This is a genomic window from Campylobacter showae CSUNSWCD, from assembly GCF_000313615.1.
GTDB classification, from domain to species: Bacteria; Campylobacterota; Campylobacteria; order Campylobacterales; family Campylobacteraceae; genus Campylobacter_A; species Campylobacter_A showae_A.
In genome coordinates, this window is sequence record NZ_AMZQ01000007.1 from 153,095 (window position 1) to 173,948 (window position 20,854).

22 protein-coding genes and 1 tRNA gene are annotated in these 20,854 nt (G+C 48.3%); 11 read left to right on the forward strand and 12 right to left on the reverse strand.

Annotation, left to right across the window (positions count from 1 at the left end; genetic code table 11):
* Positions 1–178: 178 nt before the first annotated feature.
* The 9 genes from CSUNSWCD_RS05535 to CSUNSWCD_RS05575 all read left to right on the forward strand — a co-directional run bounded on the left by CSUNSWCD_RS05535 (position 179) and on the right by CSUNSWCD_RS05575 (position 9,886).
* Positions 179–496 (forward strand): YbaB/EbfC family nucleoid-associated protein, encoded by a 318-nt coding sequence (locus CSUNSWCD_RS05535; RefSeq protein ID WP_002947064.1) that lies wholly within the window; start codon positions 179–181, stop codon positions 494–496.
* The gene (locus tag CSUNSWCD_RS05540) at positions 493–1,716 is read left to right on the forward strand and encodes a DUF7488 domain-containing protein (protein ID WP_009494855.1); all 1,224 of its coding nucleotides are present in this window, start codon (positions 493–495) and stop codon (positions 1,714–1,716) included. The genes CSUNSWCD_RS05535 and CSUNSWCD_RS05540 overlap by 4 nt, the downstream gene beginning before the upstream one ends.
* A 409-nt stretch (positions 1,717–2,125) precedes the next feature.
* Entirely contained in the window at positions 2,126–2,983 is an 858-nt protein-coding gene (locus CSUNSWCD_RS05545; RefSeq protein ID WP_034964444.1) for a polyprenyl synthetase family protein, read from the forward strand.
* A gap of 185 nt (positions 2,984–3,168) precedes the next feature.
* Entirely contained in the window at positions 3,169–4,419 is a 1,251-nt protein-coding gene (locus CSUNSWCD_RS05550; protein WP_009494858.1) for a hypothetical protein, read from the forward strand.
* Positions 4,420–4,569: 150 nt separating this feature from the next.
* Complete coding sequence (locus CSUNSWCD_RS05555) at positions 4,570–5,829, forward strand: hypothetical protein (RefSeq protein ID WP_009494859.1); 1,260 nt, start codon at positions 4,570–4,572, stop codon at positions 5,827–5,829.
* 104 nt (positions 5,830–5,933) lie between these two features.
* Positions 5,934–6,812 carry a hypothetical protein gene (locus CSUNSWCD_RS05560; RefSeq protein ID WP_009494860.1) on the forward strand — a complete coding sequence of 293 codons (879 nt, stop codon included), beginning with the start codon at positions 5,934–5,936 and terminating at the stop codon, positions 6,810–6,812.
* Between the two features lie 48 nt (positions 6,813–6,860).
* A complete protein-coding gene (gene tkt / locus CSUNSWCD_RS05565) occupies positions 6,861–8,774 on the forward strand; it encodes a transketolase (RefSeq protein ID WP_009494861.1) in 1,914 nt (637 codons plus the stop codon).
* Positions 8,775–8,915: 141 nt separating this feature from the next.
* Positions 8,916–9,092 carry a hypothetical protein gene (locus CSUNSWCD_RS05570; RefSeq protein ID WP_244263915.1) on the forward strand — a complete coding sequence of 59 codons (177 nt, stop codon included), beginning with the start codon at positions 8,916–8,918 and terminating at the stop codon, positions 9,090–9,092.
* On the forward strand, positions 9,092–9,886 hold the full coding sequence (locus CSUNSWCD_RS05575) for an undecaprenyl-diphosphate phosphatase (protein ID WP_009494863.1): 795 nt from the start codon (positions 9,092–9,094) through the stop codon (positions 9,884–9,886). Before CSUNSWCD_RS05570 ends, CSUNSWCD_RS05575 begins: the two co-directional genes overlap by 1 nt.
* 79 nt (positions 9,887–9,965) lie before the next feature.
* Here CSUNSWCD_RS05575 and CSUNSWCD_RS05580 read toward each other — a convergent pair whose 3' ends face one another.
* From CSUNSWCD_RS05580 to CSUNSWCD_RS05590, 3 genes are all read right to left on the reverse strand, one after another.
* A complete protein-coding gene (locus CSUNSWCD_RS05580; protein ID WP_009494864.1) occupies positions 9,966–10,622 on the reverse strand; it encodes a metallophosphoesterase family protein in 657 nt (218 codons plus the stop codon).
* Positions 10,619–11,308, reverse strand: a complete 690-nt coding sequence (locus CSUNSWCD_RS05585; RefSeq protein ID WP_009494865.1) for a metallophosphoesterase — start codon at positions 11,306–11,308, stop codon at positions 10,619–10,621. Before CSUNSWCD_RS05585 ends, CSUNSWCD_RS05580 begins: the two co-directional genes overlap by 4 nt.
* Before the next feature lie 57 nt (positions 11,309–11,365).
* Positions 11,366–11,453, reverse strand: a tRNA-Ser gene (locus CSUNSWCD_RS05590).
* A 198-nt stretch (positions 11,454–11,651) separates the two neighbouring features.
* On the opposite strand from CSUNSWCD_RS05590, the gene CSUNSWCD_RS05595 reads away from it, so the two are divergent.
* Both CSUNSWCD_RS05595 and CSUNSWCD_RS05600 read left to right on the forward strand, forming a co-directional pair.
* Positions 11,652–12,389: a hydroxymethylpyrimidine/phosphomethylpyrimidine kinase gene (locus CSUNSWCD_RS05595; RefSeq protein ID WP_009494866.1), complete on the forward strand. Its 738-nt coding sequence runs from the start codon at positions 11,652–11,654 to the stop codon at positions 12,387–12,389.
* Between the two features lie 57 nt (positions 12,390–12,446).
* On the forward strand, positions 12,447–13,055 hold the full coding sequence (locus CSUNSWCD_RS05600; protein WP_009494867.1) for a hypothetical protein: 609 nt from the start codon (positions 12,447–12,449) through the stop codon (positions 13,053–13,055).
* Positions 13,056–13,259: 204 nt separating this feature from the next.
* Here the strand turns inward: CSUNSWCD_RS05600 and CSUNSWCD_RS05605 are convergent, their stop codons facing one another.
* The 9 genes from CSUNSWCD_RS05605 to CSUNSWCD_RS05645 form a co-directional block, all read right to left on the reverse strand.
* The gene (locus tag CSUNSWCD_RS05605) at positions 13,260–13,730 is read right to left on the reverse strand and encodes a hypothetical protein (RefSeq protein ID WP_009494869.1); all 471 of its coding nucleotides are present in this window, start codon (positions 13,728–13,730) and stop codon (positions 13,260–13,262) included.
* Positions 13,731–13,908: 178 nt separating this feature from the next.
* Entirely contained in the window at positions 13,909–15,486 is a 1,578-nt protein-coding gene (locus CSUNSWCD_RS05610) for a type IV secretory system conjugative DNA transfer family protein (protein ID WP_280101170.1), read from the reverse strand.
* Between the two features lie 176 nt (positions 15,487–15,662).
* A complete protein-coding gene (locus CSUNSWCD_RS05615; RefSeq protein WP_009494872.1) occupies positions 15,663–16,085 on the reverse strand; it encodes an RDD family protein in 423 nt (140 codons plus the stop codon).
* 690 nt (positions 16,086–16,775) lie between these two features.
* Complete coding sequence (gene pyrE / locus CSUNSWCD_RS05620; RefSeq protein ID WP_009494873.1) at positions 16,776–17,387, reverse strand: orotate phosphoribosyltransferase; 612 nt, start codon at positions 17,385–17,387, stop codon at positions 16,776–16,778.
* 310 nt (positions 17,388–17,697) lie between these two features.
* Positions 17,698–18,255: a ribosome recycling factor gene (gene frr / locus CSUNSWCD_RS05625; RefSeq protein ID WP_009494874.1), complete on the reverse strand. Its 558-nt coding sequence runs from the start codon at positions 18,253–18,255 to the stop codon at positions 17,698–17,700.
* Positions 18,245–19,207, reverse strand: a complete 963-nt coding sequence (locus CSUNSWCD_RS05630; RefSeq protein WP_009494875.1) for a polysaccharide deacetylase family protein — start codon at positions 19,205–19,207, stop codon at positions 18,245–18,247. Before CSUNSWCD_RS05630 ends, frr begins: the two co-directional genes overlap by 11 nt.
* A gap of 9 nt (positions 19,208–19,216) precedes the next feature.
* Positions 19,217–19,555, reverse strand: a complete 339-nt coding sequence (gene secG / locus CSUNSWCD_RS05635) for a preprotein translocase subunit SecG (RefSeq protein WP_009494876.1) — start codon at positions 19,553–19,555, stop codon at positions 19,217–19,219.
* Between the two features lie 62 nt (positions 19,556–19,617).
* Positions 19,618–20,001 carry a hypothetical protein gene (locus CSUNSWCD_RS05640; protein WP_009494877.1) on the reverse strand — a complete coding sequence of 128 codons (384 nt, stop codon included), beginning with the start codon at positions 19,999–20,001 and terminating at the stop codon, positions 19,618–19,620.
* Positions 19,994–20,695, reverse strand: coding sequence for a Bax inhibitor-1/YccA family protein (locus CSUNSWCD_RS05645; protein WP_009494878.1), 702 nt, complete (start codon positions 20,693–20,695; stop codon positions 19,994–19,996). The genes CSUNSWCD_RS05640 and CSUNSWCD_RS05645 overlap by 8 nt, the downstream gene beginning before the upstream one ends.
* Between the last annotated feature and the right edge of the window lie 159 nt (positions 20,696–20,854).

A 20,854-nucleotide genomic window follows, 5' to 3' on the forward strand; every position in this document is an offset into this window, starting at 1 on the left:
AGGCTATTAAAATAAAATCCTATCATCAAATTTGACGGCTTTTCTAGCTCAAATTTACTCACTCGCACCCGTATCCGCCGCAAATTTCAAGGCGGGAACAAAACTTGCATTGCAGGCTTTAAATAAAGTAAATTTAGCTTAAATTGGCTAAAATAACGCGAAATTTGAAAGGATGTTTATGTTTGAGGGGATAGATTTTTCAAAAATGGGGCAGATGCTCGAGGAGGCTCAAAAAAAAGCGCAAGAAATCGAGCAGGAGAGCCAAAAGCGCGAATTTAGCGTAAAAAGCGGCGGCGGACTCATCAGCGTCAGGGCAAACGGCAAGGGCGAGGTGCTCGATATCAGCATCGACGATAGCTTGCTAGAAGACAAGGAGAGCTTGCAGATCTTGCTCATCAGCGCCGTAAACGATGTGCTAAAGATGATCGAGGACGACCGTAAAAACGCCGCGTCAAGGATGCTGGGCGGCTTTGCCGGCATGGGGCTAGGGCAATGAAACGCGCAGCTATCTCGCGCCGTTTGGACGCGGTTTTGGGGCTCGCGCGGTTAAATTATAGCGGCGCGCTGGGCGATAAGGCGGTAAATTTAAGCGCAAATTTGAACTCAAATTTAGCCCGCAAAATTTACTCTCCGGTTTTTGCGGTTTTTATGATTTGCGCATTTGCCGCGTCGCTTAGAGCCGAGCCGCGCCCGACGCAGGATGATTTTAACGCCTGCTTCGAGAAAAACTTGCCCGCCATGGTAAACGTCGCGGGTAACGGCGGCATCGCGATCACGCCAAATCTAATCGCCGTACCTAAAGGCGAAATTCCCGTAAAAAACTACGTCAAATTTGACCCGTATCTGGGCCTCTATCTGGTCGCCTCGGACGTTAAACTCGAGCCTGTGAAGATGTCTGACGATAACACAACGAAAAAAAGCGACTGGGTCAGCGTCACGCGCGATCTAAACGCGACCGTCTACGGCCACGTAAAGGCGCAGGCACAGGCGTTAGGCGAGCTGGATGTGCTCACGTTTGACGTAAATGGCACGGGCGCCGTGCTAAGTCCGTGCTGCAAGCTACGCGGTATCGCAGTGGGTGGGGATAAATTCGTCCCGAGCCGCTATCTAAGGCACTTTGCGGCATATAAAGACGTGTACTACGGCGACGTCGGCGCTGTATTTGAGGAAAAAGACGGCAAACTCTACGTAAAGAGTGTCGATCCGCTCGGACGCGGTGCGGCGCTGATGGTAGGGGATGAGATTTTGAGCGTAAACGGCGAGAAATTTGAGAGTTTGCGCGAGCTAAACGAGAGGATTTTGTTTGCTAAAAAAGGCGAGCGGCTCAAATTTGAGATCAAGCGCGGCGATGAGGTTTTGAAATTTGGCGTGGCGGTCTCTGACGACGCGGCCAAAAAAGAGCAAAAAGCGCCGATGAAGGCGGATAAAAAGGCCGTCTCTAGCGACGCAAAATCGCAGTCAATACCGCGAAGCAACGATGCTGCGAGCGTGCAAAAGCTCTACGGAATAACATTTGACGAGAAGCTAACGGTAAAAAGCGTGGACGCAAGCTCGGGCGCGGCGAAATTTGGCGTCAGGGTCGGCGATAAGCTGATACAAGTGGGGCAAAAGGCGGTCTCAAGCCGCAAAGAAGCGCTCGGCCTGCTCGCTAAAGGCGGCGGTCAAAATTTGCTATTTAGACGCAACGGCTTTGACTTTTTTTACAACGCGCGGTAGTCGCGGACGGCAAATTTGACGCCTTTGTGGGCTAAATTTTAGAAATTTAGCCTGCGCTTGGAGCCATCAAAAATAAAACGGAGAATAGATGCAAAATCAAAATTTAGCGGTAAAATCAAAAACTAGCGGCAATGATCAAATTTGCCTTCAAAGCGCGGCGAAATCGTCAAATTTGAACGAGTCGCAGGCGCTGCCGAATGATCAAATTTTAGCTCGTAGTTCGCGCGCGAGCTCGTCTCAAAATCGCTCTCAAATTTTAAACTCGACCAAAGCCAAAACTAGCTCCGAAAATCCGACTCAAAGCCCGAAAAACCGATCAAATTTGATCTCGTTAAATGCGGCAAAAGGCTCATGTTTTAGCTCGGGCGCAAATTTACAGCCAAATGCAAACCAAACCGCTCTTAGCGCCATCGATCAGGATGCGCTTTTGGACGAGTTTAAGGCGTTTTTGAGCGCGCATTTGCCAAGCTCGCCTAGCTTTCATCCGTGCTTTGACGAGGCGCTCTCATACACGCTAAAATCTGGCGGCAAGCATTTTCGTGCGATGCTAGTCGCAGGCGTCGTAGTGGCGGTGCGTCCCGAGCGCAAGGAGGCGGCGTTTCACGTCGCACTGGCATTTGAGACGATGCACAGCTACTCGCTCATCCACGACGATCTGCCGGCGATGGACGACTCGGATCTGCGCCGCGGACAGCCTAGCCTGCATGTCAAATTTGACGAAGTGACGGCGATCCTAGCGGGCGACGCGCTAAACACCCACGCCTTTTATCAGATAGCAAGGGCCCCGCTAGATGCGGACGCGCGCATAAAATGCGTCGAGATTCTAAGCCGCAACGCCGGTATCTACGGCATGGCGCTTGGGCAGGCTGTGGATTGCTATTTCGAAAATCAAAAGCTAGGGCTTGAGGAGCTAAAATTTCTGCACATCCACAAGACCGCGCGCCTCATCGCGGCAAGCTTGCAGGCAGGCTGCGTCGTGGCGGGACTAGATAAGGTGGAGGCTGCGCGTATCTACGACATCGGGCTTGATCTGGGGCTGGCGTTTCAGATCGCAGACGACATCATCGACGCAACTCAAAGCGCCGAAACGGCGGGCAAGCCGACGCATAACGACGGCGCGAAAAACTCCTTTACCAACCTGCTTGGCGTGGAGGGCGCAGTGCGGGCTAAAAACGAGCTCATCGCAAAGATAGAGCGCGAACTAGGCGGCGTGCATGCGGGTATCCGCGCTATCGTGACGGGCCTCATCGACAAGCACCTGCGGTAAATTTAGCTTAAATTTGCATTTTAGGCGGTCAAATTTAAGCCGTCAAATTTCGCAAATTTTATCCTTGACTACAAAACGCTATCCAAGCGCCATAAATAAACAACCTCATAAACCGTGCCGATCCCGCCGTAAATTCGGCGTGCGTTTTGTGCTATAATCTTTTAAATTCATCAAAAGGAGAGATGATGAAAAAAATAGCCTTATCGCTTGCGTTTTTGTGTGCGGCGGCGTTTGCCAAAGAGTACGACTACATGCTAGCTAGCACTGCGCAAAAGACTTTTGAGGAGCCGACTTCTAGCTACGAAACCAAGCAAAGCTACGACGCCAAGGCTCGCCGCCTAGAGCTAGTGAGCAGCTCCGAGCTCGCAGACGGCCTAAAGGGCAAACACAAAGAGATCAGCTACTACAACAAAGCCGGCGAGATGACGAAATTTGAAGCCTACAGCTATGATTTTGCCGCGAAAAAATGGATCAAAGTAACCGAATACAAAGCCGATTATAAAAAAGGCGTTCTCACGCAGGAGTCTAGCTCGTTTATCAGAGGCGTGCCGGAAAATGCTAGCAAAATCATCACAAAGTACCTAAAAAACGCTAGCGAGGAGATCAGATACGAGCTGGTAAAGGGCAAATGGCAAAAAGCCGCGCTAACTAAAACCGTTAAGAACGCATACGGCGAGTACGAGCTCATCGTGCTTAGCGTCTGGGACGGCAAAAGATGGCAGCCTAAGTCAAAAACGCAGCTACTCTACGGCGCAGACGGACAAACTCGCGGCTACGAGAGCTGGGACTACGAAAACGGCGCATGGCAAAACCGCGAAAGAAGCACTGTTGCGGGCGACGTGAAGGGCAAATACGAGCAGGTAAGAAGCGTGTTTGAGGACGGCGCGTGGCGCTACGCCGAGATGTCTAGACACGACTACGACGCCTCTAGTGGCAAAGACGTGACGATAAATCTCATCTGGAACGCCGAGCAAAACGCGTGGGAGAACAACGGCAAAAGCGTCTCGGTCGTAGAGGGCGCGGACTTTGAGATGGCGGCGTTTTTGTGGGATAAAGAGCGCAAAGAGTGGAGGCAGGAGTACTCCAACCGCAGCATCTACGACAAGACCGGCGAGCGTCTGCTAACGCAGCGATACGACACGATGGACGGCAGCGAGAAGTTTGTTTATAGCTACAACGAGCGCGGCAATAACGTGAGCGTGGATATCTACGAGCTAGTTAGCGACGAAAACGGCAAAAGATGGGTACAAAATAAGCGCCTGGAAACGACCTTTGAGCCGCACATATTAGCCGACGACGTCGGACACGGCGGCTCGCTGATGTCCTTTGAGGTGCCTAGCAGATACGCGGTGACTAGCTTTAAGCAATTCGTCGCCGCGGATGGTAAATTTAAGCTCGCCTCAGAGCAGACGTGGAAGTATAAAAAGGTCAAATGATCTTTTGCTAGCGGCCCAACTGCGGTAAATTTGACGCTTTGGATTTGGTCAAATTTAACAAGCGCCCGAGCGTCAAATTTAACTCGTTAAATTTTGCTTTCGCATCAAATTTGACGCCGTTTGGGCGGCTAAATTTAAAAAGGAGCGAACGTGAGATTTTTTTGGAAAGCGGCGGCGATGGCGGCGATTTGGATCTTGCCGCTAGCTGCGTCGGGCGAATTTTGCCTAAAAAAGACGAGCTACAAGACGGAGGGCGACGCCGTGCCGCGCTACAAATACGAAACGAGCCAAGCTTACGACGCGAAGACTCGACTGCTAGAAAAAATCTACGACGAAATCAGCGATGAGGGCAAGCGCAGGACGAAAAGCATTGTTAAATTTGACGAAAGAGGCGAGCGCGAGATAGGCAGCGTTGAGTACGATTGGGACTTTGGCGCCGGCAAATGGCGCAAAGCAGGGTTTTCAAAAACAGAGAGGACAAAAGACGGCGCGTTTGTTTATATTGATACGCGCAAGCTAAACCAAGGTCAAAAAACCGTCGAAAAGCGAACGGGCGCGACGGAAATCTCTCAAAATTTCACTCTAAAAAACGGCAAATGGACGCCGACGTATCTAATCAAAAGACTTTATGACGAAAATCACAAAACCACGCTCGTAGCGACCTTTGAGTGGAGTGCCAAGGCCAAAAAATGGACTCCGTACGAAAAATTGATATATCGCTACAAGGGCGATGTTTATGCTAGCTCAGAGGGCTATAAGTGGCAGGGCAAATGGGTGCCGCAGACAAAGCATGTGGCCTTTACGGCTGCGGACGGAGCACGCACCGAGATAAATTTTACGTGGAGCAAGGACGCGTGGCAGCCGCAGGAGAGGACGGTGCAGAAAATAGAGCCCAAGTTTAGGCGCTTTACCGATCTTAGATGCCACTGGGACGCCACAAAGAGCGAGTGGAACGGCTGCTACAAAAACGTGCGCGAGGAGACGGAGCAAGGTCGGCCAAAGTACTCCGCATCGTCGTTTTGGCAGGGGGAGTCGCAGCGCTGGGAGATAGTGTTTGAAAACGAGTTTAGCTACGACGCACGTGGTAACCTGATAAAAAATCGCGAGATGTCAGACGGCGAACGGCGCGAGTATGTCTACGCCTACGACGAGGCGGGAAATAACGTATCCTCAGCGCTTCGCGAGCCCGATGAGAGCGGCAAATGGCGCGAAACGCAAAAGACGGTAAACGTCTTTGAATCGGACATCTTGGCGCGCGACGTCATAGACCGCGGCTTCATCGGCGACTACGTAGCCGCGGGCGAAAACGCGATCAAAAGTAGCAAGCAGTATTTTTTAGACGGCGACGAGTTTAAGCTAAACGAAACGCTTGAGTGGTTTTACGAAAAATGCGAGCCGTCTCGAGAATGAGCCATATATCGTTCAAATTTCGTGTAGTGACGCGATGACGGATTTTGGCGTCTAAATTTGACGCGCGGCGGAGTATGGTTTTTAAATAAAATTTAGGAGAAAACGTGAAAAATTTGGATGAAATTTTACTCTCTTTTGACGAAAATACGCAAAATGTTTTATTTCTAAACGGCAAGAGCGCTAAACACCCCGTTTGGGACGATGCGGACGAGGTTTTCGCAAAGGCGGTGGAGCAAATTTTAGATAAAAGCCTAGGGTTGCAAAAGGGCGTGGACTATAGCAAAACGCCTAAATTTTATGGCGCCCGGCCGCTTGCGTTTATCGGCGTGCATGCGCAGATGATCGGGCGAAAAAGTATAGGATTTTTGCTCACGAGTCGTCATCTTTTGGTTAAATTTGACGCGTCGGCTACAAATGCCGATGAGGTAGCGGCGGCGTTTAGGCTCGGTAAGTATCTGCAAAACGAGCTGGAAAGTCTCGCTTGGCAAGAGCTGGAAAAATGCGAATTTGAAATCGACGGCGAAGTGAAATCAGCTATGAAAAGGGCGCTAAAAGCCGTTTTAAACGCTATTTTTGAGGACGGAGTCCAAAACGACGAGACGAAAATTTCCGATAAACTTTTAGAGCTAGGCCTCGGCGAAGCGCTAAAAACGCCGCTTGACGAGAGCAAGCTATTGTCTAAATCCCTCGGCATTTTTAAGCCTAGTTCGCCGATTTTTCATAGCTTAGATAGCGCGCTTTTTGGATTCAGTAAGCCTTTTGGCGCGATTTTGGACGAGCGCGGGCTCATTAGCCGCGACCTTATGGAAGAGCCCGTTTTTAGCTCGTGGCACGAGATCGCGGGCGCGTCCATAACGGTAAAAGATAGCGAAGAAGACGTCATAATAATCGGCAAAAAAGAGCACCAGATACCTCCCGAGCTAAAGGACAAAAAGGAAAATTTCGCCGAGTTTTTAAAATTTATGGCGGCGCTAAAAGCGTAAAATTTAAGCCGAATTTTCGTATAATCGCATAAAAACTAAGGAGAAAAAATGCTAAAAAAGATGGCTGATACGATAAGGTTTTTGTGCGCGGATATGGTGCAGCAAGCAAACAGCGGGCACCCGGGCGCGCCGATGGGGCTAGCAGACGTCATGGTCGTGCTGGCTAAATTTCTAAATCACAATCCTAAAAATCCAAACTGGCTAAACCGCGACAGGCTCGTGTTTAGCGGCGGTCACGCAAGCTCGCTTGTGTATAGTTTTTTGCATCTTAGCGGCTATGATCTTAGCCTTGAGGATCTAAAAAACTTCCGCCAGCTAGGCTCTAAAACTCCGGGCCATCCAGAGATCCACACAAAAGGCGTCGAGGTCGCGACCGGACCGCTAGGGCAGGGCGTGGCAAACGCGGTGGGCTTTGCTATGGCGGCAAAATACGCGGCCAATCTACTAAACGAGCCTGAAAACGTCGTCATCGATCATAAAATTTACTGCCTCTGCGGCGACGGAGATTTGCAGGAGGGCATCAGCTACGAGGCCTGTGCGGTCGCGGGCAACCTACACCTAGACAACCTCGTGCTGATCTACGACTCCAACAACATCACGATCGAGGGCGACACGAGCATAGCTTGGAGTGAGGACGTGAAGGCGAGGTTTGAGGCGCAGGGCTGGGACGTCGCGCGCATCGACGGCCATGACTACGATCAGATCGAGTTTGCACTAGAGCAAGCCGCCGAAAAAGAGCGCCCGTACCTCATCATCGCAAACACCCGTATCGCAAAGGGCGCGGGCGAGCTAGAGGGCAGCCACCACAGCCACGGCGCGCCGCTTGGCGAGGAGATCATAAAAGCCGCTAAAATCGCAGCCGGCTTTGATCCTGAGCGCAAATTTGCCACCCCCGAGGACGTGCTGATCCGCTTCCGCGCCGCGCTAGAAAAGGGCGACCTAGCCGAAGCTCAGTGGAACAAAAAGGTAGAAAATCTAAGCAGCGAGAGCAAAAATATGCTAAACGCGCTGCTAAATCCTGATTTTAGCAAGATAGATTTCCCCGATTTTACCGGCAAAAAGCTAGCCACGCGCGACAGTAACGGCATCATCATGAACGAGATCGCGCGGGCTCTACCTGGCTTTATCGGTGGTAGTGCGGATCTGGCGCCGTCAAACAAAACCGAGCTAAAAGGCATGGGCGACTTCCCTAACGGCCGCAACATCCACTACGGCATCCGCGAGCACGCTATGGCCGCGATAAACAACGCGGTCGCTAGATACGGGCTTTTCTTGCCGTTTAGTGCGACGTTTTTTATCTTTAGCGACTACCTAAAGCCGTCCGCGCGTATCGCCTCGCTGATGAGCATTAGACACTTTTTTATCTTTACGCACGACAGCATAGGCGTTGGCGAGGACGGCCCGACGCACCAGCCTATCGAGCAGCTTAGCACGCTGCGCGCGATGCCAAATTTCTACACATTCCGCCCAGCCGACGGCAACGAAAACGCGCTTTGCTGGAAAGCGGCGCTAAATTTACGCGCTCCAAGCGCCTTCGTGCTTAGCCGCCAAGGCCTAGCTCCGCTTGAAAAGGGCGAACTAGGCGGCGTAGAAAACGGCGCGTATCTGCTAAAACGCGCGCAAAACGCCAAAATCACGCTAATAGCTAGCGGCAGCGAAGTGGAGCTTTGCGTTAAAGCGGCTGAAATTTTAGCCGCTCGCGGTGTCGGCGCAAACGTCGTCTCCGCACCGTGCTTTGACCTGCTTTGCGAACAGCAGCGCGAGTACGTAGAGCAGATCATAGATCCAGCGACCAAGGTCATCGCCGTCGAAGCCGCAAGCGCGCTGGAGTGGTATAAATTTGCCGATGAGATATACTCGATGAAGAGCTTTGGCGAGAGCGGCAAGGCGGGGGCATTGTTCGAATACTTCGGCTTCACGCCTGAAAAGATCGCGGAATTCGCGCAAGGGTCGGCGAAGTAAAATTGAGCTTTAAATTTGACGGTTTTGGCTTGGGCTAGAGCCGTCAAATTTGAGAACTTTTGAGAACTCATGCCGGGCGAGACCCGCATCAAATTTACGCGGTTTGCTCACGGTAAAATCAAATTTAAAAAAGGGAAAAGATTGCAAAAATACAGGCAAAAAACAGGGCGATTCGCCGACGAAAATTTCATCTTAAATTTAGCTCGCGGCGCGGGTAAATTTGACGCGCAAAAAGGCGCGATCGAGCAAATTTGCGCTAAAGATAAAATCAAATTTAGCGCGAAAAATTCGTTTAAATTTAACCAAAAGGCCGCGTGATGGAGCTTTCGCATATCATCGTTTTGGCCCTAGTTCAGGGCATTAGCGAGTTTTTACCGATCTCTAGCTCGGCTCACCTCGTGCTGGTGCCAAAACTACTTGGCTGGGCGGATCAGGGGCTTGCCTTTGATGTGGCCGTTCACGTAGGCACGCTAGCGGCGATACTTTTTTATTTCAAGGACAGGCTGGCTGGGCTCATGCGTGATTTTTTCGCGTCTATCGCGCGGCGCGAAAAGGTCGGCGATAGCACGCTCGTATGGTCGGTCGGCTTTGCGACCGTGCCGGTGGGGCTTTTTGGCCTGGCGTTTAACGACGCCATCGAGCAGTACACTAGAAACGGGCTCGTGATCGCGGCGATGACGATAATCTTTGGTGTCGTGCTCTACGTCGCGGATAAAAAATCAGGCCTAAAAACCGAATACGAAATGACGATCAAGCTCGCTCTCATCATAGGTCTAGCGCAGGCGATCGCGCTGATACCCGGCGTTTCGCGCTCGGGCGTGACGATGACGGCGGCGCTGATGCTTGGCTTTAGTCACAGCGCAAGCGCAAATTTCTCGTTTTTGCTCTCGATCCCGGTTATCGTGCTAGCAGGCGGCCTTGAGGCGGTAAAGCTGCTAAAAACCCCCGACGCGCTGCCTTGGAGCGACCTTGCTATCGGGGCGGCTATTAGCGGCCTTAGCGCGTATCTGTGCGTGCGGCTGTTTATGGCGCTGATCGCGCGTGTGAGCATGCTGCCGTTTGTGATCTACCGCATGATTTTAGGCGTGTTTTTGTTTGTGATGTTTTTATAAAGATAACTAAATTTGGGCTCAAATTTAAGGTTTGCGGCCCAAATTTGTTTTTAAATTTAAAGCGCAAATTTGACTAAGGTCAGTCAAAATTTAGCTTTTCCAAAACCTCTTTTATCCTTGTGCTTCTACTCTCTACACTATCTTCTTCGCTAAACATCCTATGTTTGCTATGTTCAAACGGCGGCAGGTCTTTGACGAAATCATAAATTTCCTCAAAGCTCAAAATCTTGCCGTGCAGGTCGTAGCTGGCGTTTAAAGCCTTACCTTTTACGTTTGCGATATTTGCGTGGATATGGCCGTAGAGCTGGATCGCGCCGTGGTGACCTGCGTTCCACTCGGCTAGCGGATAGTAAAAGAGCACGAGGCGAAATTTATCCTGCCCGTGCTGCACCGTGATCTCTTTGTATTCGCAAATTTCATCAAAAAGTGCGTTGCCATCTTGTTTTTTCATAGCTAGCAGTTCGTCTTTATGCTTTTTTATCGCTTCATCGTGATTGCCTAGCACTAGGACGTGCTTGCCGTTTAGCTTGCTAAAGATGGATATATTGGTCTCCATATCCTTGTGAAAGCTAATATCGCCTATGTTATAAACCGTGTCGCAGGGATTTACTCTCTCGTTCCAATGGCGAATGAGTGCGTTATCCATCGCCTCTACGCTAGAAAAAGGCCTAAAACACGGATGAAATCTCATGATATTGCTATGTCCGAAATGCAAATCGGAGGTAAAATAAATCATTTTTGCCCCCTTAAATCCACTTCAAATTTCTCGCCGCTTTTTATCTCCATTATCTCTAGCCTTTTAAAAAACACGGCTCCCACGTCCATTGAAAAGACGTTGTTTGCGCGCCTGGTTATTCTATTTTCCTCACTTGCGACGTGCCCGTGAAATATCCTCTTGCCTGTATTATTACTCTCCCAAAATGGCTCTATACTCCACAGCACGTAGTCCTCGTCTTGCTCCTCTTCGCTTTTGTCGCCGTCAAAGGCTGCGTGGACGAATATGCTTTTCTCCGAGCTCACGACGTGAGGCATATTGCCGATAAAATCCTTTAGCCACGAGAGCGCGAAGCTGTTTAAATTTCGCTTGTAGATCGATCTTTTGGTTTTATCGCCGCCGTTTCTAAGCCAAATTTGATGATCTAGCGAGTCGCCGCCAAAATACCCATCCATCATCATTTTTTCGTGATTTCCTAGCACGTGGATCAGCGCGTATCCGTTTCTAACGAGCTCGGCGTATCTTTTGTATAGTCCGATCGTATCCTCGCCGCGGTCGCAGCTATCGCCTAAAATAATAACCAAATCCTTTTTGGTCAAATTTATCTCTTTAATCATCAAATTAAAAAGCCCGAGGCAGCCATGCATATCGCCGAATACGAAAATCCGCGCGTAGTCGTTTTCGTTTATGTGTTTTATCTTTATCATTTTTGGTTCTTGTGCGTAAATTTGTGGAAAATTTTTTGGTTAAGTTTTATAAGATTATGGCAGATGGGAAGGGATTCGAACCCTCGAAAGCTTGCACTTTACACGCGTTCCAGGCGTGCTCCTTCAACCGCTCGGACACCCATCTATGAAGCCTGGATTATAGCTAAAATTTAATAAGCGCAAACTTATATTTGAGATTGATGGAGCTTGCGTATTTGATTTATGCGCGTTTGCCCAGAGCGAAAAACATCCTGCGCGCCTTGCGAATTAAATTGTGCGTTTAACGCGTCGTTAATGCAATGTCGTTTATAATACGGCTTTTAAAAACGAAAAAAGGCAAAAAATGAAAAAAATCCTCATCATCGCAGGCTCATGCAGCAACGGCGGCGCTGGACTACAAGCCGATATAAAAGCGTGCGCGCACTTTTGCTGCTATAGCGCGACCGCGGTCACGGCGCTAACGGCCGAAAACACGGACAAGATCAAAAGCATCGTATCGCTCGATCCGTCCTTCGTTGCCGACCAGCTAGAGATGCTCTCTGCCGAGTTTAGCTTTGACGCCGTTAAGATCGGCATGCTATTTAACGAACCTATCATGGACGTCGTGCAGGGTTTTTTAGAAAAAAACTCTGCCCCCGTGGTGCTAGATCCCGTCTGCGTCTCGAAAATGGGACACAAACTCATCAAAGATAGCGCCATCGAGCGACTAAAAGAACTGATGAAATTTGCCGCCGTCACGACGCCGAACCTGCGCGAAGCAGACGTGCTTTTCGGCGATGATTTTACGAATTTGCCGTGTGACGTGATTGTGAAAAAACACATCGTCGCCGGTAAGAGCATCGATACGCTCTACCGCAAGGACGGCAGCGTGCAAAACTTCGAAACGCCGCTAGCCGACCCGCTAGTCATCATCGGCGCGGGCTGCACGTTTTCTAGCTCGCTAGCTTGCCTACTCGCGCGCGGCCAAAGCCTAGAAAGCGCCATCCAGCAAGCCAAAGAATACATCTATAACGCTATAATCAACGGCATCGATACCAATCTGGGCGTAAGAAAACTGCTAAATCACGGGGTTAAATTTTAAATTTAGCTTGCTTGACGCCGTAAATTAGAGTAAGAATAAAAGAATTTGCGAGGATTTATGAGTATAAGCTACAAAGCGTCTTTTATTATTATTTTTCTAATCGCGGCGACGGCCGTCTACTTAAATTTATACAACGGACGAGAGTTAGCGCGAAACTACGAAAAAAATCGTATCGAGATTTTAGCATTGCGCGATTTTGCGCGTGAGATTAGGCCTCGCGGAGTTTGGTTTGACCTGCGCTTAGACGGAGCCCTGGTTGAGACGTTTAGAGCAGAGAGTGCCGATAAAAACCAAACCGCGGACTTCATCCGCGTAGATAAGCAAACGAGCGTGCAGGAACCACTGCGGATACTTGGCTGGGACGAACAGACTTTTGGCGAACTAAAAGCCAAACTAAAAAGCGCAAACGTCATAGGCGTAAGAATCTGGGACAACGAGGCGTTTGGAGGCGAGCGCAAGACGACGATTTATTATCGCGATGATGGCTTTGGAGTCGCGTATTACGAGATTTTTGACGACGCTTCGGACGAGATACTGCGAGGCGACAAAGAGGCGGGCTGCGACGATAGATTTCATTCAGACGGCGTAGCTTTGCTTTATGGCGGCGGGGCTACCGTGGGTTTTATGTGCGTAAATAAAGACGGCAAAAATATAAAACGTAGATAAAAATCTAAATTTTAGATTTACGCTTTAAATTTGGGGTTTGGTTTGGCGGTTAAATTTGACCCGAAACAAGGATAGATAAATTTACGAGCGGTTTTGTTAAATTTGACTACCAGCAAGAGCCTTTTCGTCTGATGTGATATTTTTGTCATAAACGTCATATTTTTGACCGTCTATCCATATAGTTGTTTGCATCTTTATCTCTCCTTAATTAACTTTATCTCGAGGTATTATGAAATTTATTTGCCTTTCTATCTCGTCTGCTTGTTTGGATGTTAAGCTTTCTATCGCATAAACTCTATAGAAAAAATATTTTCTCTTTTTTGCTATCCATACTTGATTGGGGGCAAATGGAAAATAATAAGTTCTACAATACGCCAAATCCTCGCTTTTGATGATCGTATCGCCGAAAATATATCTGTTTATGACGATCCTGTCGCTGTAAATTTCGATGTAGTTGAAAAATATGAGTTTGTATAAAAGCCTACCCAAAAACAAAGAACCCAGAATGCCCAGCATCTGCATCCAGCCTCTATAATATATCGCGGTCAGCAGGCCTGGCACAAGCAGTAAAAAGCTATAACCAATAAAGTCGATCAGCACCATGAGTGGATTTCGTTTGCCTAGCCTGTAAAGTAGCTCCGACTCTTTATTTTCTTTGCCCGGACTTTCGTTCATATCCTCCGCCTAAAGTCAAATTTTAAATTTATCCAGCCTAGTTTTATGCAAACGGCGAGCGGTTAAAATCGTCAAGTTACGCTACCGTTTAAATTTACGCCGTCTTCCAAATTTGACCCAAATTTGCTCGCTTTTTCAGTCAAATTTAATTCGCAAGCCCCGTCGGCTGCCGTCAAATTTACCTAAAGCTTACCTGCGCGTCGTCCGTGCCGTCTTCTAGCGAGATGTTGTAGCCGCCGGTATTTGGCGGGCGTTTATAGATATCTTGCGGACGGATACCTAGCACCTCGTCGCTGAAAAACACGCACTCACGCTCGCCAGTATCGACGTCGCGCACCCAGATTTTGCCGTCGTCGACGATCTCCTCGTCAAACTCTATCACGCGGTTTTCGTAAATTTTGCCCAGCAGTCGCTCGTGCAGGCGATTCTCGCGCTCAAACTCCAGCTGTGCTTGCAAACACTCCGCCTCATCGATGAAAATCGGCTCCAGCGCGATCTTGTCGCCGTCCAGCACACACTCGAATTTCTCCAGCGTCGAGCAGTCCACCTCGCTGCCGCCCAGCCTCACGACGTCCTTGTTGCGCATGAAGTAGCGGTTGGTGAGGTTGCCCATCAGCGCCTCGTACGCCGTGCCGCCGATCGCGCGTTTGAGTAAAAACTCGTTTTGAAACGCCAGCACCAGCTCCACCTCGCACTCGCGTAGGATCTCCTCGTTTAGCTCGGTGTTTTCGCTCAGCAGCTTTGCCGATTCGTCGAGAAATAGGCTAATGGGCCTTTTTTGCTTCATCGTTACGCGCTTTAAAAGCTCAGGCAAGAAGCTGTTTAGCAGGAAGCTCAGCGCACTTTTGTCGCAGCTTGCGGCGTTAAAGATCACGATCTTGCCGTTATTTAGCAGTCCTGCGATACTCGCGTCGCCCGCAGTGCCCTCGCTCTCGCCGTTTAGCGAGTCGTCGTTCATGAGGCCTAGAAACGGCGACATCATCATCGAGTAGTTGCGAAAATCATCTCTCGTGCGCTCGTCGCCGATGTCCTTGTAGCGGCTCGTCGCGTCCAAAAACTCGTCCGCGGTCGCTATAAACGCGCGGTTTATCATTATCGTTTCGCGGGTGAAATTTAGCGTCGAGGAGTCGAGATTGTCGCAGATGAGGCTCAGCGTGTCTTTAAACTCGAGCATCTTTTCTAGGTCTTGCGAGAGGCGCAGTATCGTAGCGACGTCAAAGGTAAAATCCCGCGCGAGCGTGCGTACGTCGGCGTAAAACGCGTCCGTGTAGCATTCGCTTAGCGGAGTGATTTTTTTGGCAAAAATTTTAAGCGCTTTTAGCACCTTAAAAAACTCCGTCGCGATGCTCGAGCCAAACTCCTCCCAAAACTTCTCTCTTGATTCCATCGGCTTTTTCACGCAGTTTTTAAAGTCTCGCGGCTTCATCGAGGCGATGAGGTTTATCGGCGCGTCTAGCCTGGCACCCACGCTCACGACGTCTTTTAGACGGCCCGCTCTGCGCGCTAGAGCCTTTATTTTGGCGCTCTCGCCGCCTTTATAATCCACGGCAAACACCGTGTAGCCGTTTTGCATGCGGTCGAGTAAATTTGGATATATCATCGCAGTCGTCTTGCCGCTGCCAGTCTCTCCGATGATGGCCGCGTGCGTGAAGTCGCTAGGTATCAGCGCGCCTTTTTTCTCCGCGTTTTCCCGCTTTCTCGTAAAACCCATAATTTTTTGCATATTTTTCCTTGTCGGGGGCGATTGTAACGAAATTTGGTTTAAAGATTTAAATTTGACGGGGCGGCGAGCGGGTTAAATTTGCCGCGGGACAGGATGAGAATCTAGCCCGCAAAACCCGCACCGCAAAAACGCTAGATCAAATTTGAGCTTTAGTGGAGCAGGGCGGGTCGCACTGAAATTTGGCTCAAATTTGCCGCAAGCGGGCGAAACTACTCCGCTTTTTTGCAAACGGCGGCCGAGTGCGTGAGTAGATCGTGCAAATTTAGCGCGTCCTTGCGAAAAAAACAGAGGCAAAGTCCGACCACGCTAACGCCTGAGAGCAAAAAGCAGATGTAACGGAGCAAAACGCGCGCAAAGCCGAGCTTGCGGCTGCTGCGTAGGTCGATGAGGTAGATATTTTGCGAGCGGTAGCCGGGCGTCTGGGCTTTGATCGCAAAAAAGGCGCAGCAGATGAGAGCGACTGCGAAATTTGCCCCAAATATCGCGGTTTGGTTGTGCAAAAAGTCGTCTTTGCCGTCCAAAAAAACATAGGTCGTGAGGTAATATATCGGCATCCCGATCAAAAAAAGATCGGTGATAAAGGCCTTTACTCGCGCGCCGATGGTGGCTAGTTGCGCTTTTTGTTTTGCCAAATTTACTCCTTTTTATTTTCGGGCGCATGTTTTGGATTTGAGCGTCAAAGTTGATCGCGATTGCCCAAATTTACGTGCTTCTACTTTGTTGTGGTAAATTTACGTCTGCTTATGCTGCCGCTTCGGTGCAGTAAATTTGCGGCTCGTTTCCGCGTGTCCGCCGCTTGCGCCGTCTTATCCAGCTGGTCTTGCTCGGTTCTTAAACGGCGCTTTGTCTGCTGCCAGATTATACGTTTTGCCTAGCGTAATCTTTACGATGTCTGCCGTCTTTGTTTGTTTTTGGCGGCATACCAGTTTGCGATGATCAATAATTTTCGACTCGCACATTTTTTCATTAAACCCGCTTGCGTTTGATTTATCGTAGGCTCCGTAAAATTTATAAAGTGCGGATTTTAAATTTAAGGCGTTTATCTCGCGCCAAATTTTAAATTCGTAAATTTAAAGACGCTCTTTCGCGGGGGTAAATTTACCTAAATATAAATTTGACAGCCGCCGCTAAATGTACACGGCAACAACGCAAATTTAACTCTGTCCGCAACCTGCAATATGTATCGACGGGCTTCGTTTTATCGTTCAATATACCGCACAACCAAGTCAAATTTGATTCTCGATCGGTTTGCTTTGATTGACTCCTGCAAAGTCCGTCCAAATTTGCACGACTAATCAAACATGTCCGCGAAATTTGAAAATTTAGTTACCTCTGCTGCCTGGCTTTATCGCCTTGCTTCCATCGGCGCAGAGCGGACAGCTTGCGGGATCAAAAATCTCAAACTCAAAGTTTCCAAGCGCAAAAAACGGCTTGTCGGCGGGTAGTTTGGCGCTTGGTTTTGCGACGCTGCCCGCTAAATTTGCGACCTTGCAAAAGCCGCGATTAGCAAGCGCGGCAAACGCCACCACCTTGCCGCCTAGGCTCTCGATCACGCGAGCGGCCTCCATCGCCGAGCCGCCCGTAGTGATGATGTCCTCGCAAACGATAAATTTCTCGCCTTTTTTCACCTCAAAACCGCGTCGCAGGCTCATCACGCGCTCGACTCGCTCGGTAAAAATAAAGCGTTTTTTCGCCGCGCGAGCTAGCTCGTAACCTGCCAAAATGCCGCCTAGAGCGGGCGAACAGACGCTGTCAAACTCTACGCCCGATTTTTCGATTACGGCGGCTAGCTCGTCCGCTAAAGCGCCGGCTAACTGCGGATCCTCGAGTACTTTGGCGCTTTGTAAATAAAACTGCGAGTGGTTGCCGCTGCTAAGCAAAAAATGCCCCTGTAAATACGCGCCTGCGTCCTTGTAAATTTTTTCTAAATCCATCGTTTTTCCTTTGTAAAATTTGAGCGAATTTTACCCTAAGCGCGCTTAAGCTACTATTTTTTGAGCTTTTATCGGCTTGCGATTTTGCGTTATTATAAGCTTATGCCGAGCAAAAACGGCTAGCAATTTTAAATTTGGATATAAATTTTGGTAAAAGCGAGTATGGCGTGATAAATTTAAAATTTGGGCGAAATAAATAAATGCGCTTTGGGGTGTAGCAAAAGTGGACTAAAATTTATGTTAAATGCGAAATAGCGGAAGGTTTTTATAAAAGAAGCGGCTCGTCAAATTTAACAAGCCGCATGTAAATTTAGACTTTTAAAAGCTCGTTCTCTTTTTCTTTTACGAGCGAGTCGATCTTTGACGTGTAGCTGTCAGTGATCTTTTGGACTTCGTCTTGTCCTTTTTTGCTCTCGTCTTCGGTGATCACTTTATCTTTTTCTAGCTTTTTAACCTCGTCGTTAGCGTCTTTTCTGATGTTTCTGATGCTAACTTTCGCCTTTTCGCCAAATGCCTTAGCGTGCTTGGCGTTTTCTTGGCGCTGCTCGACCGTCATCGGAGGGAAAAATAGTTTCACGCTCTCGCCATCGTTGTTCGGATTTACGCCGATATTTGCCGCAGAGATCGCTGCAGTGATGGTTTTTAGCATCGGTTTTTCCCACGGCGTAATGCTTATGGTGCTAGCATCGCTTGTTAGCACGGTGGCTACTTGGTTTAGAGGAGTTTGGCTACCGTAATAATCCACGTAAATATTATCGACTATGCTTATATTTACCTTGCCTGTGCGAAGCGTGCTAAAGTCGCGCTTTAGACCCTCGATGCATTTGTCGCTATGCTCTTTTTGTTTTTTGTAAATTTCATTCAGCATTTATATCCTTTACTAAAATTTTGGTCGTCGTTTTTCCGTTTACCTTAAGGCTCATTCTCACTTTATAGCGGTCGATCGGCTTGTTAAATTTAAGCGTCATCTGCCCGTTTTCAAGCTTGACTTTTTTTGTTTTTTGCCCTGTCATCGAGAAGTATCCGTGCGTCGCGTTCTCGTCGGTTTTGATGATAAGTTCGCTGATTTTATTGTCTTTGGGATAGTCTTGTGGTAGTATCCATTCGGCTTTTAAAAATTTACTCGCAAGCGCGGACGGCAGGTGAGTGCCGTTCATAGCAGGGATCCTGTCTAGTTCGTGTAGATCGCTGTTTGCCGCGACTGCACCGGAGTTTTGGCTCAGTATCACCTCGATGCCGTGCTCAATTGCTACATCGCGCACTCTGTCGTTATATTCGCCAAAAGGATAAGCAAAATAGCGCGGTTTGTAGCCCATATTTTTTTCAAATTTGCTTATACCGTCCTCAAAGTCGTTTTTTAATTTTTCCTCGTTAAGACCGACCATGTGCAAGTGGCCGTAGGAGTGATAGCCGACTTCGCCGTATTTTTCCATCTCTTTTATCTGCTCAAAGGTCATAAAGTCGCCGTATTTTCGCGCGGTGGCCTCGACGTAGATCATCAGTGCAAACGGATATCCGTACTCTAAAAATACCGGTAAGCCTTTTTCGTAAAAGCTTTTGTAGCCGTCGTCTACCGTTAAAACAACCCAGTTATCAGATACCGGCTCACCGTTTTTGATAGCGTCCACGAGCTTTGAGAGAGGGATGATCTCGTAGCCTTTTTCTTTAAAATAATCAAACTGCTCGCGTAAATTTTTAATAGAGATGTTTGTACTTGGATGCCTATCGTCGTCAAATCTGTGATAGTTAAAGATGTGCGCGTCTGCAAACGCAAGCTGCACCGCTGCAAAAAATGCGAGCGCGGAAACTAATTTTTTCACCAATGCGCCTTATTTTTGCTCGCTTGCTGGAGCTGCAGGAGCATTAGGAGCTTGCGGAACAACTGCCTCAGGAGCTGCAGGTAGCGACGAAGTATCGACGCTATCTATTAGAGATTTGCTGCTTTGCGTGTTGTAAACGTAGCTTAGCGCTAGAGTGTTTAGGATAAATAAAACGCCCACGACGAAGGTAAATTTGGCTAAAAATCCGGCCGGTCCTTTTGCGCCAAATAGGCTTTCGTTGCTACCGCTATATGCACCCAGTCCGATAGAGGAGCTTTTCTGAAGCAAAACGGCGATCGTTAAAACTACCGCGAAAATAAACTGCAATACTAAAAAAAGCGAATCCATTAAAAATCCTTTTAAATTTTCAAAATTAGTCGCGATTATACTAAAAAAGTTTTGAATTTGGGTTAAATTTCTTTTTCTATCTCATAAAGTTCGTAGCGCACGGTCTTAAAAATCTCGGAAATTTTAACGTCGATGAGTTTAAAACACTCTTCTAAAACCCTTGCGCTTTCTTGCGCGCGTTTGATATTGGCGGTTTGCAAATCGTCCAAATTTAGGCGAATTTGCTCCTCTTTAAGGCTTGGTTTTAGTACGTCATTTGTGGCATCGCGAAATTTTATAAATTCCTTTTGCGGGATTTTTGCCTTGTGGCGGAGAGTTTTTATTTTTTTAGCGAGGGCTAGGTCGTCAAAGCCGTAACGTCTGACGTCCTCGACGACTCTAAGCCCTTCTTTTAAGCGGTTTAAATTTGCGTCTATTACGCGGTAGAGCCGCTCTTCGTTAGTCATCTCTACTAAAAATGCCTAAAATTTGAAGTAAAGAAACGAACAAATTCACGAAATCAAGATAAAGAGCGACTGCGCCCTCGATCGGAGTTTCGTAGTTGCCGCGGATGATATTTTGCGTATCGTAAAGGATATACGCGCTAAATAAAACCGCACCCACGCTAGCGATCGCAAGCTGTAAAACCGGGCTGTGGAAAAATATATTTATGATCGCAGCCACGAGTAAAACGATAAGTGTGATGAAAAGCATCTTGCCCATCGCGGTAAAGTCGCGCTTGGTATTCATAGCAAACACGCTAAGTCCGCCAAATGCCACGGTCGTAAGCGTAAAGGCCTGAGCTACTATCGCCGCGCCTCCTGGCATCGCAAAGGTGCGTCCCAAAATAGGCGTAAGCGTAAGTCCGCTAACGAAAGTAAAGGCAAAAAGCAGGATCAAATTTAAGCCCGATTTGCGTTTAGCAAACATTAGGCCCACCAAAAGTCCTAGCTCAAGTATCACAAATAGCCAATAGTTGCCCGCCACCGTAGCTCCCAGCGAGCTATAAAGCCCGACGTAAGCTCCGACGCTGGCGGCTAAAAGCGAAGCCGCGAAAAGCTGATAGGTTTGCTTGATAAACGTGCTAAGCGCGCTTTGCGAATATTCGCTCGCAACCTCGTGCTCTCTTGAGTTTGCATAGTTTCTGTCATATAAACTCATTTTTTCTCCTTTTTTAATTTCTGACGCAAATTTAGCCAAAAATAGGTAAATAAAATATAAAAGATCGCTGAATTTGACATGCGAAAAGCATTTTAAAAAAATTTAACGAACTTTGAAACGTTTTTGATATAATATTTTATAATTTTTTATCGGGAAAGC